This window comes from Mesorhizobium sp. B3-1-9 (assembly GCF_006439595.1).
Lineage (GTDB): Bacteria > Pseudomonadota > Alphaproteobacteria > Rhizobiales > Rhizobiaceae > Mesorhizobium.
The window spans coordinates 18,833-33,128 of sequence record NZ_VFTJ01000011.1 but is presented as its reverse complement, the minus strand read 5'-3'; the positions used below and the strand labels follow the sequence as shown (position 1 = coordinate 33,128).

General features: G+C 63.4%; 16 protein-coding genes and 1 pseudogene. 10 read left to right on the top strand and 7 right to left on the bottom strand.

Going from position 1 to position 14,296, the window contains the following annotated elements; genetic code table 11:
• The first annotated feature begins 5 nt into the window (after positions 1 to 5).
• A complete protein-coding gene (locus tag FJW07_RS19830) occupies positions 6 to 218 on the top strand; it encodes a hypothetical protein (RefSeq protein WP_140858369.1) in 213 nt (70 codons plus the stop codon).
• A 28-nt stretch (positions 219 to 246) separates the two neighbouring features.
• Here the strand turns inward: FJW07_RS19830 and FJW07_RS19825 are convergent, their stop codons facing one another.
• The 6 genes from FJW07_RS19825 to FJW07_RS19800 all read right to left on the bottom strand — a co-directional run bounded on the left by FJW07_RS19825 (position 247) and on the right by FJW07_RS19800 (position 5,053).
• Positions 247 to 510 (bottom strand): hypothetical protein, encoded by a 264-nt coding sequence (locus tag FJW07_RS19825; RefSeq protein ID WP_140858367.1) that lies wholly within the window; start codon positions 508 to 510, stop codon positions 247 to 249.
• A 261-nt stretch (positions 511 to 771) separates the two neighbouring features.
• The gene (locus FJW07_RS19820) at positions 772 to 2,886 is read right to left on the bottom strand and encodes a catalase (protein WP_140858365.1); all 2,115 of its coding nucleotides are present in this window, start codon (positions 2,884 to 2,886) and stop codon (positions 772 to 774) included.
• A 349-nt stretch (positions 2,887 to 3,235) separates the two neighbouring features.
• Positions 3,236 to 3,424, bottom strand: coding sequence for a hypothetical protein (locus tag FJW07_RS19815; protein WP_140646326.1), 189 nt, complete (start codon positions 3,422 to 3,424; stop codon positions 3,236 to 3,238).
• A gap of 513 nt (positions 3,425 to 3,937) precedes the next feature.
• Complete coding sequence (locus FJW07_RS32105; RefSeq protein ID WP_246672463.1) at positions 3,938 to 4,099, bottom strand: DUF982 domain-containing protein; 162 nt, start codon at positions 4,097 to 4,099, stop codon at positions 3,938 to 3,940.
• 160 nt (positions 4,100 to 4,259) lie between these two features.
• Positions 4,260 to 4,433: a DUF982 domain-containing protein gene (locus FJW07_RS32380; RefSeq protein ID WP_348640015.1), complete on the bottom strand. Its 174-nt coding sequence runs from the start codon at positions 4,431 to 4,433 to the stop codon at positions 4,260 to 4,262.
• A gap of 293 nt (positions 4,434 to 4,726) precedes the next feature.
• Positions 4,727 to 5,053 (bottom strand): low affinity iron permease family protein, encoded by a 327-nt coding sequence (locus tag FJW07_RS19800; protein ID WP_140646325.1) that lies wholly within the window; start codon positions 5,051 to 5,053, stop codon positions 4,727 to 4,729.
• A 289-nt stretch (positions 5,054 to 5,342) separates the two neighbouring features.
• On the opposite strand from FJW07_RS19800, the gene FJW07_RS19795 reads away from it, so the two are divergent.
• The 4 genes and pseudogenes from FJW07_RS19795 to FJW07_RS32100 form a co-directional block, all read left to right on the top strand.
• A complete protein-coding gene (locus FJW07_RS19795) occupies positions 5,343 to 5,666 on the top strand; it encodes a DUF768 domain-containing protein (RefSeq protein WP_140858363.1) in 324 nt (107 codons plus the stop codon).
• Between the two features lie 55 nt (positions 5,667 to 5,721).
• Positions 5,722 to 6,003: a hypothetical protein gene (locus FJW07_RS19790; RefSeq protein ID WP_140858361.1), complete on the top strand. Its 282-nt coding sequence runs from the start codon at positions 5,722 to 5,724 to the stop codon at positions 6,001 to 6,003.
• Between the two features lie 59 nt (positions 6,004 to 6,062).
• Complete coding sequence (locus FJW07_RS19785; protein WP_246680812.1) at positions 6,063 to 7,019, top strand: alpha/beta hydrolase; 957 nt, start codon at positions 6,063 to 6,065, stop codon at positions 7,017 to 7,019.
• A 96-nt stretch (positions 7,020 to 7,115) separates the two neighbouring features.
• Positions 7,116 to 7,441, top strand: a pseudogene (locus FJW07_RS32100) (tyrosine-type recombinase/integrase); the annotation flags it as partial.
• Positions 7,442 to 7,693: 252 nt separating this feature from the next.
• Here the strand turns inward: FJW07_RS32100 and FJW07_RS19775 are convergent.
• Positions 7,694 to 8,869, bottom strand: coding sequence for an acetyl-CoA C-acetyltransferase (locus tag FJW07_RS19775; RefSeq protein ID WP_140858357.1), 1,176 nt, complete (start codon positions 8,867 to 8,869; stop codon positions 7,694 to 7,696).
• Between the two features lie 134 nt (positions 8,870 to 9,003).
• Here FJW07_RS19775 and FJW07_RS19770 point away from each other — a divergent pair, with 134 nt between their 5' ends.
• The 5 genes from FJW07_RS19770 to FJW07_RS19750 are packed head-to-tail and all read left to right on the top strand — an operon-like array spanning position 9,004 to position 14,228.
• Positions 9,004 to 10,950, top strand: coding sequence for an acetoacetate--CoA ligase (locus FJW07_RS19770; RefSeq protein WP_140858355.1), 1,947 nt, complete (start codon positions 9,004 to 9,006; stop codon positions 10,948 to 10,950).
• Positions 10,947 to 12,098, top strand: coding sequence for a thiolase family protein (locus tag FJW07_RS19765; protein ID WP_140858354.1), 1,152 nt, complete (start codon positions 10,947 to 10,949; stop codon positions 12,096 to 12,098). Before FJW07_RS19770 ends, FJW07_RS19765 begins: the two co-directional genes overlap by 4 nt.
• Positions 12,098 to 12,538, top strand: a complete 441-nt coding sequence (locus FJW07_RS19760; RefSeq protein ID WP_140858352.1) for a zinc ribbon domain-containing protein — start codon at positions 12,098 to 12,100, stop codon at positions 12,536 to 12,538. The genes FJW07_RS19765 and FJW07_RS19760 overlap by 1 nt, the downstream gene beginning before the upstream one ends.
• The gene (locus tag FJW07_RS19755) at positions 12,535 to 12,987 is read left to right on the top strand and encodes a MaoC family dehydratase (protein ID WP_140858350.1); all 453 of its coding nucleotides are present in this window, start codon (positions 12,535 to 12,537) and stop codon (positions 12,985 to 12,987) included. The genes FJW07_RS19760 and FJW07_RS19755 overlap by 4 nt, the downstream gene beginning before the upstream one ends.
• Positions 12,984 to 14,228 (top strand): MFS transporter, encoded by a 1,245-nt coding sequence (locus FJW07_RS19750; RefSeq protein WP_140858348.1) that lies wholly within the window; start codon positions 12,984 to 12,986, stop codon positions 14,226 to 14,228. Before FJW07_RS19755 ends, FJW07_RS19750 begins: the two co-directional genes overlap by 4 nt.
• The last annotated feature ends 68 nt before the right edge of the window (positions 14,229 to 14,296 follow it).

The window sequence follows — 14,296 nt, the reverse complement described above, 5'->3', positions numbered from 1 at the left end:
TCGGCATGAAACGGGTGCTTTTGCCGCTGCTGCTGCTGATTATAGTCATGGCGCTCTGTTACTGGGCCTTCGTCTATGTCGGCACCGGCTGGCAAACAGCGCCCGTCAAACGCACACCAGAACAAAACCAAGGCGGGAATGCGCCGCAAGATACCTCGCCAGCCGCCGGCATCACGAAGAATCCCCAGGACGCCAGCAAAATGCCGGGAGTTCAGTAATTGTCGAAGCCCGTCACATCCTGGATCGCTACTCTCGCGGGACGAATTTGTTGAAGCGGCTGGTGCTGCCCTCCGAGGTCATGTCCTGGTGAACGAACATCAAGTTGTTGTCGTCCAGCACTTTGAAGAAATCTTCCCATTCGATCGGCTTCAGATCTACATCGCCTCCGCCGAAATCGACCCGCAGCATCGCGGCCTTCCCCGGCGCCGCGACGATGGCAGGCCTGCCCTCGCGCGCCTCGATCCATGCTCGGATCACTTCGTGATTTGAGGTCGTCATAGCCTCGCTCATTGCGGCCTCCTGTCGACGGTTTCCTCTCTCGAAAGAACCCGGAAGACATCCCGCTTGTTCCCGCCGCGCCCGGTTTCGCGAGATTCGCCGCAACCGAATATCCGCAGACGAAGAAGGGCCCGATGCCTGCATGCGGCAACGGGCCCTCGTAGGCCTTGATGGGACCCCGGATCGCTGGAGGGAGGGCGATCTTCTCTCGAACCGGCATGCGCTCGAAATGTTCCGGCAAAGTCCTGTGTTTCTATTGGTCGGATGAACACGTCAGAGTTTCACGGCACCTTCCCTCGCCCATAGCCGCAACCTGCGGCAAGCCTCGACGAACGAGCGCGCGGAACCGCCGCCATTAAGCTCGATGAGCCCCTCGTCCGCATCGGTCGCTACCCCGGCGCTTGCCAGCAGAGGTCCGGCCTCCGCGACGAAGCCGATGAACTTCAGATGGGCGAAGGCGTCAGACACGAAGTCCTTTGCGGCAGCATCTCTGGACAGCATGTCGGCGCCTTCCTCGGATACGAGCAGCACGACCGCGTCGAAGAGAACCGACGGTCCGCCGTCGATCATGTGGTTGGCTTCGATCCAGCTGCCATCCCCGGCCTCGACACCCCCCACCTTGCGCGCGACGATTTCCACCTTGGCGCCCTCCGCGTGCGCCGCATCCCGCACCGCTTGCAGAAGGCCGGAATCGATGCCGTCGCTGACGAGCACGCCCATCTTACGGCCCTTGAAGCTGTCCGGCCCGTTATTGATGATACTGAGTGCGGGCGACGGCTCGAGATCATCGCGAGTCGGCACGGCGGCATCGGCCGCGGGAGGCATCGTCTTGATGCCGAGCTTGTCGGCGACAGTGACCGCCAGCGTCTCGTCGATGTTGAGCAGATGGGAGATCATCCGCTCGCGGATGACTGGCGTCTCGACCTTGCTCAGTTCGAACGTCAAAGCCATCGCGATGTGACGCTGCTCAGGCTCGGTCTGACTGAGGAAGAATTGCCGGGCCTGGCTGTAGTGATCGGCGAAGCTCTCCGCCCGCAGCCGGACCTTCTGTCCCTCCTCCGCATCGGCAAAGGAGCGGAAGCCCCGCTCAGGCGCCTCGCGCGGCCCCTCGCCCCAGGAATTCGGCTGATAGTTGGCGCGGCCAGCCGGGTTGCGCATCGCCATGTGGCCGTCCTGCTGGAAATGATGGAACGGGCATTTCGGCGCGTTGATGGGAAGGTGGGTGAAGTTGGGGCTGCCCAGCCGCTTGAGCTGCGTATCGAGGTAGGAGAAGTTGCGTCCCTGCAGCAGGGGATCGTTGGAAAAATCGATGCCCGGCGGCACGTTCTGCGTCATGAAGGCGACCTGCTCGGTTTCGGCGAAGAAATTCTCCGGCATGCGATCGAGAACAAGGCGGCCGACCGGCAGCGGCTCGATGACCTCCTCCGGAATGATCTTGGTCGGATCGAGGATATCGAAGTCGAAACTCTCGGCGAAATCCTGGTCGAAGAGCTGCACGCAGAGCTCCCATTCCGGAAAATCGCCGGACCGGATGGCGTTCCAGAGGTCGCGACGGTGAAAATCGGGATCGGCGCCGTTGATCTTCACGGCCTCGTTCCAGACCACCGACTGCATGCCGAGTTTCGGCTTCCAGATGAATTTCACGAAGGTCGATTCATCCTTGGCGTTAACCAGACGGAACGTGTGCACGCCAAAGCCCTGCATGAACCGGAAGGACCGCGGAATGGCGCGGTCGGACATGATCCACATGATCATGTGCATCGATTCCGGAGTCAGCGAGATAAAATCCCAGAAATTGTCGTGCGCGGATTGGGCCTGCGGGAACGCCCTGTCTGGTTCCTCTTTCACGGCATGGACCATATCCGGAAACCTGACCGCATCCTGGATGAAGAAGACCGGGATGTTGTTGCCGACCAGATCCCAGTTCCCCTCCTTGGTGTAGAGCTTCACGGCGAAGCCCCGGACATCCCGCGCCAGATCAAAAGACCCTTTGCTGCCGGCGACGGTCGAGAAACGAACGAAGGCTGGCGTCTTTTCGCCGGCCCGCTGGAAGATATCGGCTTTCGTATACTGGGCGAGTGACTCATAGGTCTCGAAGAAGCCATGGGCGCCGTAGCCACGCGCGTGGACCACGCGTTCGGGGATGCGCTCATGATCGAAGTGGAAGATCTTTTCGCGGAAATGAAAATCCTCGATCAGCGTGGGACCACGTTCGCCGATCTTCAACGTGTTGTGGTCATCCGCGATCGGCGTACCAAGCGCCGTCGTCTGCACCTCGACCTCGCCTTCGGCCACCTGATGCAGTTCGCCGCCATTACCGCGGACAAGTTCCTGGTCATGAATCTCAGCCACGGTCGTAGCGTCGGCCGGGGAAGCTTTCTTCGGCATTGTCGGTGTCCCTTGTGCTCGCTGAAATGATGTTGCCGAACGAGCAATATGGGCGAATGTTCCAGCCGGTTTAGCGAGGCATGCCGTGGCGTGAGCTAGCTTGGAACAGCGTCCGATCCTTCCTCTGCTCCGCTGGCTTGGGACAGCCCGGGTTATCCGAGAGGATGCGCGAGCCGGCACCCTCTCTCGGTGCCAGGTAAGAGATTTCGGCGCCACCAGCGCTGCAGGAACTCGGCCATCAGGCTTTGAATTAGCTCTTCATCCGATTGCCCATGGAAGGTTTCACAGGCGAACAATGCCGGCCATGATTGTTCCGGAGTCGGCGCGATCAGAACGTCGTCACTGGCCGTCAATTCGGACGGGCTTTGCGCGCACGCAACGTGATCGCAGCGTCCAGCTTTCGCGCCAGTTCCAGCATGCGAGAAGGCGCTTCTTGGTGTGCCAACGCATCCAAAGCCACGGCTATTTCGCGCTCCACCTTTGTGGTGTCGGAAGACAACTCTTCCGGACTGAGCACTTCATCAACCTTCCGTGCCACTGCCTCTTCCTAACATAAGTTAACGACAGCACATTAACCCATTGGGGAAAATAAGGTTCCCGCCGACGACGTTCCGCCGTCGACGAGGCCCAAAACCTCTCGCCAGCAATTCGCCTTGATGACCATGGCGAATTGTCAGCCCGTGGCCGCTGGTGCCGTTCTCGCGATTTGAAAAAGAATGGCCGAGGGATGCCGCTACCGCGACGCGCTATCGCTATTAAGCCTCTTTGCAGCCCATCAGCGCCGAAGCCACCCTGTTTCTATTCCACCCGGCCCTCTCAGCCATTTCGATTAGTTTCGTCGAGGCGCGATGCGAGGGCATCTTGGCAATCACTATCATAATGGGCGGCATTGACCTCATGTTTGGGCGGTCTGATCCCGGTATCGGTTGTCGTCATCTATCATGAGTTCATGAAAGGGCGGCGGAATGCAGAGCGCCGAACTGCCGTCAGGCGCTCCGCCGGCATAAGCGTGAGTGGGGCGGCCGTTTCCGATAACGGGAGGTCCCGGTCTTCAACGAAAATGTCTTTCCGACGCGCGAAGGCCCACAAAAATGCTCCTCGCCGTCTCCGCGTCGATGTCTCCGGCCAAGACGGCCTTGCAAGCCCGAATGGCTGCCCCCTGCTCCGGGCTGTTGCCGCACCAGTCAACCGCGAATTGGTAGGCCTCGACCACCGTATTGAGTTGACGCGGGAAGTCCCAACCCGACCCACACGCGGACTGGTTTTTCGAAAGGTTTGGAAAGCATCGCGAGCTCCGTTACATCCCCGATGCCTTCAGGCTGTCAATCCACCACCGCGGCCGCTTGTGCCCGTCATCCAAGGCGGCGGAGCACTCACGTCCTCGACGATTTAGCAGACCTGGCAAAGCCGGAAAACGCGGACTGCGCCGACGTCAGCGGGTAATCACTGTCGAAGGCCCGCTGGCGAGCGCGAAGGGCGGTGTCGTAGATCGGACCGCGTTTATGCTTTGGCCATTCATACAAAATTCCAAAGCGTCTTCGAGACACGCGATCTCTTGGATGAGGCTGTTTTCACTTTTTACGAAAACAGGGCTGTCGAACATCCGATCGTTCATAAGATCCTCCAAATCGAACGAACAATTGAGCTTCCGGGCAGGCAAGGAGCCGACAGCGGTTACCTTGGTTCGCCGGACCAGGGTATGGGTTGGCTAACCATCCGCTAACCCATTGATTTTCTTTAGCACCCTCCGGGCCCACTGCAACCGTTGACCTTGTTGATGAAATTGCTTTCGGCCCGGGGGGGCGGGCTCGGCAGGGTGCCCGCGCGGCTCGATAGTTTGTCAGCTTCGTTCGCCGGAGCCTCGCATTTCCTCGATTTCTTCCGGCTCTTTGTCGTCCACTTCGGCGATCTCGTTGCGAGCCTCATCGTTCGCCTTGATCAGCTCATCGAGTTTCGCTTGGAGGGCTTGAGTGTCGCGATGCTCGGCCCTTTGGATAAGCAGCGTCATTGCCCACGTGATCAGCGTCGCGGCGCCGTGCCAGTCAAGCGTTTCCCGTTCAAAGACAAGCCAACAAACAGTGTAGCCGCCCAGAATCAAAAATGCCGCTGGCCGGGACGTCAACGTGCCGACCTTGGTCAGCGCTTCTCGAAGCTGCAATGTCGCCATGCGTGCGAACGGCTGAGAGCAATGCGGGTTCCCGCAAAGGCGGCTGGCGACGCGAGGTGCAGTGCCTCCCCACGCGTCGCCAAGCCAGGGTAGGCTTACTTGTTAAGTCCATTGGGCGCACGGTCTCCAGGCGACCCAGCAAGAAGCTGACCGTTTTCATCGTCGGTCATGGAATTTCGCGGGATGTTCGGGTTCCCAACCGTCCATCGATCCGTTCGTTCCTCGCGGTTTCGGATTAGCGGGAACCTCAGTGCCACGGTCCGGTTATCTCGCTGCGAGGAGATGCTCCATGAATGCGACGAAGGAATTCCTGCGCAGCTGGCTGGAAGAGAATGTCGGCAATTTGCTCGCCGATACCGCGGTCAGCGTTCCGATGCTGGCGCAGCAGTTCGAGCAGGACGCCGACGCCGCCGGCTACGGTCGCGAATTGCGGGAGCAGGAGGTCGGCAACATCGAAGAGGCCATCCAAAGCGCGCTTGATAAAACCGGCGCGGAAAATGCGAAGACGGAATCGAATTCCGATGAGGAGAATTCACTGGCACCGGTTATCGATGCCTTGGAAGCTGCCGATCCCGACCACGAGGCGCCGGACGACGCCGAGGGCCTGCGGTGAGGGTCAGCAGCGGCGGAACAAAGGCTGATGCCAAGGGTTTGGCACCGATTTGTCCATGGCAGCCATGCAGCCCTTCCGACGAACAGAGACGCATACGATGATGAAGTCCCCTGGAAAGAGCGATCCTGTCGGATCGGAATCAAGCAATAATCAGGCGAAGCGGCAAACAGAGACATTGCCGGAGCAAGACCCCGCGGAAGGATCGCGCAAGACGGTGGATCGCGAGTTGGAACGGCAAAAGCGCTCGCCTGGGGCTGAAGATCGAAAGTCCGGACGACAGGCGCTGCGGGATCAGGTCGACGAAGAGACCGAGCTGCCTCAGAAAGGGTCGGCCTGATCGCGAGCAGCGACGCGACTGCTCTCGTGACGACAAGGTCCAAGCGGAACCTGCTCCTGTTGCTTGCAGCGGCAACGGCTGGGCTGGCGCTCTACAACAATCTCCTCGCGAGACAGGCATTGGCCGGACGCCCGCTCGGGCGTTTCATCCACCTCCGCGGAACCAAGCTGCATTTCCTGGAAGCGGGCCACGGGCAACCGTTGCTGCTCCTGCACGGCAACGGCGCTTCGGCGGAGGACTTCACGACAAGCGGCATCTTCGACAAAGCCGCTGCGAAGTATCGTGTGCTTGCCTTTGACAGACCCGGCTTTGGGCTGAGCCCACGCCCGGTGGGCAGATTTTGGACCGCCGGCGCCCAGGCCGATCTCATCCAGGCCGCGGCCGAAAAACTCGGCGTCGAGCGCTATGTGGTTGTCGGGCATTCATGGGGAGCCGCCGTGGCGCTCGAGATGGCACGTCGGCACACCCGATTCGTCGCCGGTGTTGTCCTTGTCGCTGGCTATCACTATCCGCCGCCAAGGCTGGCGCTAGCCATCTCCGCGCTGCCGGCGGTCCCGCTGATCGGGACGGTATTGCGTCACGCCATACTGCCTTCGCTGGTCAGGCTGAACTGGCGCTGGGCGATGGAGAAGATATTCCACCCGGCAAGGGTCGCGACGCTTTTCGCGGCAACGACAAGCGGGCTGGCGAGCCGCCCCTCGCAACTGCGGTCCATCTCTGCGGAATCCTTCCTGATGCTGGCGTCGGCTCTGTTCCCCAATCGTCGATATGCCGACATCGCCATTCCTGTCGGCATAATTGCCGGCGCAGGTGATCAGCTGTTTGATGCCAAGGCCGAGGCGCTACGGCTGCACGCCGAGATAGACCACTCGCTGGTCGATATCGTCCGGGATGCCGGACATATGGTGCATCAAAGCAAGCCGCAGGCGGTTCTAGCAATGATCGACAAGGTTGCCGCTCTCGCGAGCGTTGCCGACCCGGTCTCTGAGGCCCCTATTCAAGTCTCCGGTTCCTAAGACACGTCCGCGTCGCCTTGCGACGAGCCATCCGGTCAGGAACCGGGTGGCTGCAGCAGGCCAGCGCATAAATCCCGGATGGCTTGAGGCAGGACCTCGAGAGCAAGCCTGCTGGATTGGCTGGAACGGCGTGGTGGCACGGTCGAGGACGATGCTTTCCCGAGCCGGGTCGATCTCGCACACCACATGAGGACAACGCAGTACGCCGGTCTCGTGACGAATTGGTGACTGCGATCGGTCTGCATCCAGAGGAGTACGGCACTCATTCGCTTCGGCGCGAAGGCTTCGATGATCTACAAGGCGACGGGCAATATCCGCACCATCCCGATCCTGCTCGGCCACTCAAGATTGAGAATACTGTCCGATATCTTGGCGTCGACGTGGAGGACGCACTGCTCTTGGCAGAGCGGACCGAAATCTGACGCTGGGCGGTCATCCGTCGCAGCGCGGATGACCGTTTCAGCTCCCGAGACTACGTTGCTTGTCTTGGGGTGGGAAGCGGAGGTGCAGGTTTCGGGCGATCACCCCGGGAAAGCTGCCCTGCATGTGGCAACGAGCTTCGGCGGCAACGCCTATGTTGGCCGTAGTCTTGCGCTCTAATCGTTGACCAAAAGCTGTCGTGGCCAAGCCCATTGCCCAATTCCCTCAGGCAATTACTGCTCAGAGTGTCAGGTTCACCGCTCCAGGCAGATTGCCACTCCTTGTCCGCCGCCGATGCAGAGCGATGCCAATCCTTTTTTCGCGTCGCGGCGGACCATCTCGTGCAGTAGCGTCACCACGATGCGGCAGCCGGAGCCGGCCAGCGGATGTCCAAGCGCGATGGCGCCGCCGTTAATGTTGATAATGTCCTCGTCCCAGCCCATCTCACGATTGACCGCGATGGCCTGCGCGGCGAAGGCCTCGTTGATCTCCATCACGTCGAGGTCGGACGCCCGCCAGCCGGCCTTGTCGAGCGCGCGGCGCGAGGCCGCCACCGGTCCGAGGCCCATGTCCATCGGTTCGACACCGGCGCAAGCATAAGACGCGATGCGGGCGAGGGGGGTCAGGCCGAGTTCCTTCATCCGCGCCTCCGACATCACCAGCACCGCCGCTGCCCCGTCGTTGAGGCCTGACGAGCTGCCTGCCGTGATCGTTCCCCCCACATCGAAGACCGGTCTCAGCCGGCGGAGGCCTTCCATGGTGGTGGAAGGATTGGGATGCTCGTCACGCTCGACGACAAGGTCACCTTGCCTGGCCTTGATCGACACCCGCGCAATCTCGTCGTCGAACCTGCCAGCCCGGATGGCGGCGTCCGCCTTCTCCTGCGAGCGCAGCGCGAAGCGGTCCTGTTCCTCGCGGGTGATCTGGTAGCGCTGCGCCAGCGCTTCGGCGGTTACGCCCATATGCACCTGATGGAAGGCGTCCCACAGCCCGTCGGTGATCATCGAATCCTTGACGGTCCGGTCGCCCATGCGGATGCCGGCGCGGGCGCCGTGAATGAAATGCGGCGCCGAGGTCATCGAATCCTGCCCGCCGGCGATCACGCAATCGGCGTCGCCGCAGCGAATGGCCTGCGCGGCGAGATGGATCGACTTCTGGCCGGCGCCGCAGACTTTGTTGACGGTCATGGCGGGGACGCTGACCGGCAGGCCTGCCTTGAGCGCGGCCTGTCGCGCCGGATTCTGCCCGGCGCCGCCGGTCAGCACCTGGCCCATGATCACTTCGCTGACGGCATCGGGCGCGAGCTGCGTTGCCGTCAGCATCGCCTGGATAAGCTGCGCCCCCAGCTCCGCCGCCGAAAGGCTGGCGAACGCGCCGTTCAGCTTGCCGATGGGAGTCCGCTTCGCGGCAACGATATGCACGGCATCCATAGTCTGCTCCTCCGCCAGCGCTGTCCACGTGGTCGCGATCGCAGCTTGACATTCTGGTTATAACCAATAATCTGAAACGCATCGGCAGGCAAGGCCGCGGTGTCGAGCCGGGCCTGCGTTGCGGGAGGAAATCCATGTCATCCGTGCTTTGGACGCCGGCGCCGGCCGCGTTCCAATCGTCCAACCTTGCGCGCTTTTCGATAGCCAACGGCTTCGACCCGCGCCACTACGAGACGCTGCATCGCTGGTCGGTCGGCGATCCTGGCGCGTTCTGGCGCGCGGTGTGGGATTTCGCCGAGGTCATCGGCGAGTCCGGCGCGATCGCCTTCCTGCGCGACGACAATGCGCCGATGACCGGGAGCCGCTTCCTGCCGGGGGCATCGCTCAATCTTGCCGAAAACCTGCTGTGTGGCGACGGCGAGAGGGTCGCAGTGATCGAGGCCGACGAGAGCGGCCATTTCCGGACCGTCACGCTTGCCGAATTGCGCCGGCTCGTGGCTAGAATGGCCGACGGCCTGCGCGCGGCCGGTATCGCCAAGGGCGATTGTGTCGGCGGCATCCTGCCCAATCGCGTTGAAGGTCTCGTCGCATTGCTGGCGACGCTTTCCGTCGGCGCCGTCTGGTCGTCCTGCTCGCCGGATTTCGGCGCCACCGCGATCGCCGACCGTCTTGGCCAGATCGGCGTCAAGGTGCTGTTCGCAGCATCTCGCTATCGCTATGCGGGCAAGGAGCACGACATCTCCGGCAGATTGGCCGAGATCGTCGCCGCGATGCCGACGGTGACGACGCTGGTGCTGACCGGCGAATCCGGCCTCAGGCCGGACTGCGCGGCAGATTGCGTTGCGTTCGACGATTTCGGCGGCGACGGCCCGCTGACCTTCGAGCGTGTGCCCTTCGACCATCCGGCCTATGTGCTCTACACCTCCGGCACGACTGGTGCGCCGAAGGCGATCGTCCATCGTACTGGCGGCGTTCTGCTCCAGCACCAGAAGGAGCACCTGCTGCACGGGGACGTCCGTCCGGGCGACGTCATGAGCTGGTACACCAACACCGCCTGGATGATGTATCACTGGCTGATCTCAGGCCTTGGCTGCGGGGCGACGGTAGTGCTCTATGACGGCGCGCCGATCCTGAAATCGCCCGCTGGCCTCGATCCCAGTCCGCTCTGGACAATGGCGGAGCGCGCCAACGTTACGCATTTCGGCACCAGTCCGAAGTATCTCGCGACACTCGCCGTTGAAAATTACGCGCCTGGGCGATTGCACGACCTCTTGTCGCTGCGGTCTCTGCTGTCGGCCGGCGCGCCGGTTTCGCCCGGACAGTTCGACTGGGTCTACGAGCATGTGAAGCGCGATATGATCTTCGCCTCCATCTCCGGCGGCACCGAGATCATCGGCTGCTTTCTGCTCGGATCGCCGATACATCCTGTGCGGCGTGGCGAGTTGACCGTGAAAGGGCTCGGCCTCGCGGTCGGCGTGATGGACGAGCGCAACGCGCCGATCATCGGCCGGCAGGGCGATCTCGTCTGCACCGAGCCATTCCCGTCCATGCCGCTGACCTTCTGGGGCAAGGACGGCGACGCGCGCTATCACGCCACCTACTTCGCCGTCCGCCGCGAGATCTGGACGCATGGCGACGTCGCCGAAATAACGGCTTATGGCTCGGGGATCATCCACGGCCGCTCCGACACGACGCTGAAGCCCGGCGGCGTGCGCATTGGCACCGCCGAGATCTACGCGGCCTGCGAGAACTTCGCCGAGATCGAGGATTGCCTAGTCTTTGGGGCGCCGGTCGAGGGCGACGAAGAAATCGTGCTCTGCGTCAAACTCAATGACGGTTTTGAACTGACCTCCGAGCTTGCCGAGCAAATCCGCAGGGCGATCCGCGAAGGCGCGTCGCCGCGCCACGTGCCGCATCGCATCCACGCGGTGCAGGCCGTGCCTTACACGCTGAACGGCAAGCGCGTCGAGGGCGCCGCCCGCACCACGCTCGAAGGCCAGCCGGTCAAGAACATGGCTTCGCTCGCCAATCCGGCTTGCTTGGAGGAATACCGCGCGCTCGACCGGAGCAAGGCGGCATGATCCAGTCGAAGGGAGCGATCGTCGGCATCGGCGAGTTGAAGCCGCAGCGTCTGACCCGCGGCGTGACGACGCTGGAGATGATCGCCGAGGTTTCGCGCCTGGCGGTGCTCGATGCGGGCTTGGAGCCGGGCGCGATCGACGGGCTGCTGGTCGGGCCACAGGTCGGCGAGACGCCGCAGCATGTCCCGGCAACCATCGCCGAATATCTGGGGTTGGCGCCGAACATGGCCAATGTCGTCGATCTCGGCGGCGCGTCCGGCGCCGGCATGGTCTGGCGCGCGGCGGCCGCGATCGAGGCCGGCATGTGCGAGACGGTGCTGTGCGTGCTCGCCAACAACCGAGAGGAGGCAGCACCCCGCTCGCCCAATCGCAATCCGATCCGCGAGTTCGACGTGCCCTTCGGCGCCTCGGGCGCCAACATCTCCTACGCGCTGCTGATGCAGGCGCATATGGCGGAATACGGCTCGACCGCGCGGGACTTCGCCATGATCGCCGCGGCGGCGCGCGCCAACGCCCAGCTCAATCCCGACGCCATCTTTTTCGGCAAGCCTGCCGATGTGGAAGCGGTGCTGGCCTCGCCGATGATCGCCTCGCCGCTGCATCTTCTCGAAATCGTCATGCCGGTCGCCGGCGGTGAAGCGGTCGTCGTCACGTCTGCCAAGCGCGCGCGGTCGTTGCGCAAGCTGCCCGTGCATCTGTTCGGCGCCGGCGAGAAGGTCACGCATCGCGCCGTGAGCCAGGCGCCGAGCCTGACCTCCGGTCCGCTGAAGGGCGCCATGGCGCGGGCCTTCGCGCAGTCCGGCACGCATGCCGACGAGATGCATCTTCTGTCGCTCTACGATTGCTACACGAACATGGTCGCGACGACGATCGAGGATGCCGGCCTCTGCGGGCCGGGCCAGTTCGGCGCGTGGCTCGGCGACCACGACCTTTCCCACAAAGGTGACAAGCCGCTGAACACGCATGGCGGCCAGCTTGGCTTCGGCCAGCCCGATCTCGCCGGCGGCATGACCCATGTTGTCGAGGCGGTGCGCCAGCTGCGCGGCGAGGCGGGCGAACGCCAGATCGGCGAGGCCGGGCTCGCGCTGGTCACCGGCAATGGCGCGACGATGAGCGAAGCCACAGCGCTCGTGCTGGGAGCCGCCTGATGTCTGTCGATTTGAGCACGCTTAAGACCGCCGGCCCGACGATCACCGCGCTGACCAAGCCGTTCTGGGATGCCGCCGCCGAAGGCCGGCTGACCATCCAGCACTGCGAGGATTGCGGCAAGGCTGTCTTCTATCCGCGCCCGATCTGCCCGCATTGCTGGGGCGGGCGTCTGGTTTGGAAGGACGCATCGGGCAGGGGACGGCTGAAATCCTTTTCGGAAGTGCACAAGCCAGGGCATCCCGGCTGGCTGCCGGCGGCACCCTACGTGGTCGGTCTGGTCGAGTTGGCCGAAGGCCCGACGATACTGAGCTTCATCCTGCCCGGCACACGGCCGCGACAGGTCGGGGCCATGCTCCGGCTTGCGCCCACAGCCATCGGTGGCCGCGTCCTGCCGGCCTTCAAACCAGTCGAACCCGGAGCAGAGGAGAAGCCGCAATGAGCACCGAGACGAAAGACGGTTGGGTGGGTGTCGTGAAGGGCCGCCCGCAGGTAGGTGCCTTCGCCGAGCGCACGCGCCGCACGAAGATGAGCGACATCGAGGCCTTCACCGACATCACCGGCGACCGCAATCCGCTGCATTACGATCGCGCGCTGGCCGAGAAGTCGGTGTTCGGCAAGCTGATCGTCCAGGGCGGCGTCACGTCTGGTATTCTCAATGCGCTGGTGGCTGAGGATCTGCCCGGCCCAGGAACCGTGTTCCTCGAAGTGGCCTGGAAGTTCGTCAAGGCCGTCGGCGTTGACGAGGAGATCACCGGACGCGTGGAGGTCAAGGAAGTGCGGCACGACAAGCCGATCTGCAAGATCGAGACCAGCGTGCGCAATGGCCAGGGCGAGCTCTGCCTCACCGGCTCGGCGACGGTCTTCACCGTGCCGCTGCAAGGCGCATGAGCACGGTCGGCGATGGCCGGCTTGGCATGGCGGCCGACAGCGAGCGCTGGCGGGTGCTGTCGCTGCTTTGCCTGGCGGTCGTCCTGTCGCTGACCACCTGGTTTTCGGCCACCGCGATCCTTCCCGAACTGAAGCGGGAGCTGGCACTGGGCGCGAGCGCCGAGGCCTGGCTGACCAATGGCGTCCAGGTCGGTTTCGTCCTCGGCGCGCTGGCGGCGAGCTTTGTCAACCTCCCCGATCTTGTGCGGCTCGGCCGCCTGATGGCGGCCGCGGCCCTTGTCGCCGCGCTCGCCAATGCCAGCCTGCTGCTTCATACTGGGCCGGGCGGCGTGATCGCCGCGCGCATCGTCACCGGCGCCGCGCTTGCCGGCGTCTACCCGCCGGCGCTGAAGCTGGTCGCCACCTGGTTCACGCGCGACCGGGGCCTTGCGCTCGGCGCGGTCATCGGCGCGCTCACCATCGGCTCGGCGCTGCCGCATCTCTTCCGCGCCGTCTCGACCGCGCTCGACTGGCGGCCGGTGGTCGCCGCCGCCAGCGTGGCCACTGCGGCAGGCGCGCTGCTGTTCCTACTGTTCGCCAAGGAAGGCCCCTATCCCTTCGGCAAGGCTATCTTCGAGCCCTCGCGCATCGGCCAGGTGTTTCGCGAAAAGCCATTGCTGCTCGCCAATCTCGGCTATCTCGGTCACATGTGGGAGCTCTACGCCATGTGGGCATGGCTGCTTGCCTATACGCGGGCGGCGTTCGACGCGCAGGCGATCGGCACGGCGGTTGCCGCTTCACTCTCGACCTTCTTCGTCGTCGCGTCCGGCATTCTCGGCTGCCTGCTCGGCGGCTATCTTTCGGACCGCGTCGGCCGCACGGCGACCACCGCCGGCATGATGATCGTGTCGGGCGGCTGCGCATTGCTGATGGGCTTCCTGTTCACCGGTCCGCTCTGGCTGTTCATGCTGGTGGCTATCGTCTGGGGCGTTTCGGTGATCGGCGATTCGGCGCAGTTCTCCGCAGCCGTCACCGAGCTTGCCGACCGCCGCTTCGTCGGCACAGCGCTCTCGGTGCAGCTGGGCGCCGGTTTCGCGCTGACGGTGCTCGCCATCTGGCTGACGCCGCGCTTCGCCGACTTCATGGGCGGCTGGCGCTGGGCCTTCCTGCTGTTGGTTCCCGGACCGCTGCTGGGAGCAGCCGCGATGCTATGGTTGCGAAACTTGCCGGAGAGCGAGAAAATGGCTGGCGGGCTCCGTTAGGAGCCGCTGCTGCGCGTTGAATCGCGGCAAACATTCATACCGGGCGGTTTGCCCGCAGCCTGAAGACC

Coding starts and splice junctions, on each gene's coding strand:
- FJW07_RS19760 (WP_140858352.1), top strand. CDS start 12,098: ATGTCTGTCGATTTGAGCACGCTTAAGACCGCCGGCCCGACGATCACC.
- FJW07_RS19765 (WP_140858354.1), top strand. CDS start 10,947: ATGATCCAGTCGAAGGGAGCGATCGTCGGCATCGGCGAGTTGAAGCCG.
- FJW07_RS19825 (WP_140858367.1), bottom strand. CDS start 510: ATGAGCGAGGCTATGACGACCTCAAATCACGAAGTGATCCGAGCATGG.
- FJW07_RS19830 (WP_140858369.1), top strand. CDS start 6: ATGAAACGGGTGCTTTTGCCGCTGCTGCTGCTGATTATAGTCATGGCG.
- FJW07_RS19795 (WP_140858363.1), top strand. CDS start 5,343: ATGAATGCGACGAAGGAATTCCTGCGCAGCTGGCTGGAAGAGAATGTC.
- FJW07_RS19770 (WP_140858355.1), top strand. CDS start 9,004: ATGTCATCCGTGCTTTGGACGCCGGCGCCGGCCGCGTTCCAATCGTCC.
- FJW07_RS19790 (WP_140858361.1), top strand. CDS start 5,722: ATGGCAGCCATGCAGCCCTTCCGACGAACAGAGACGCATACGATGATG.
- FJW07_RS19750 (WP_140858348.1), top strand. CDS start 12,984: ATGAGCACGGTCGGCGATGGCCGGCTTGGCATGGCGGCCGACAGCGAG.
- FJW07_RS19775 (WP_140858357.1), bottom strand. CDS start 8,869: ATGGATGCCGTGCATATCGTTGCCGCGAAGCGGACTCCCATCGGCAAG.
- FJW07_RS19755 (WP_140858350.1), top strand. CDS start 12,535: ATGAGCACCGAGACGAAAGACGGTTGGGTGGGTGTCGTGAAGGGCCGC.
- FJW07_RS19820 (WP_140858365.1), bottom strand. CDS start 2,886: ATGCCGAAGAAAGCTTCCCCGGCCGACGCTACGACCGTGGCTGAGATT.
- FJW07_RS19800 (WP_140646325.1), bottom strand. CDS start 5,053: ATGGCGACATTGCAGCTTCGAGAAGCGCTGACCAAGGTCGGCACGTTG.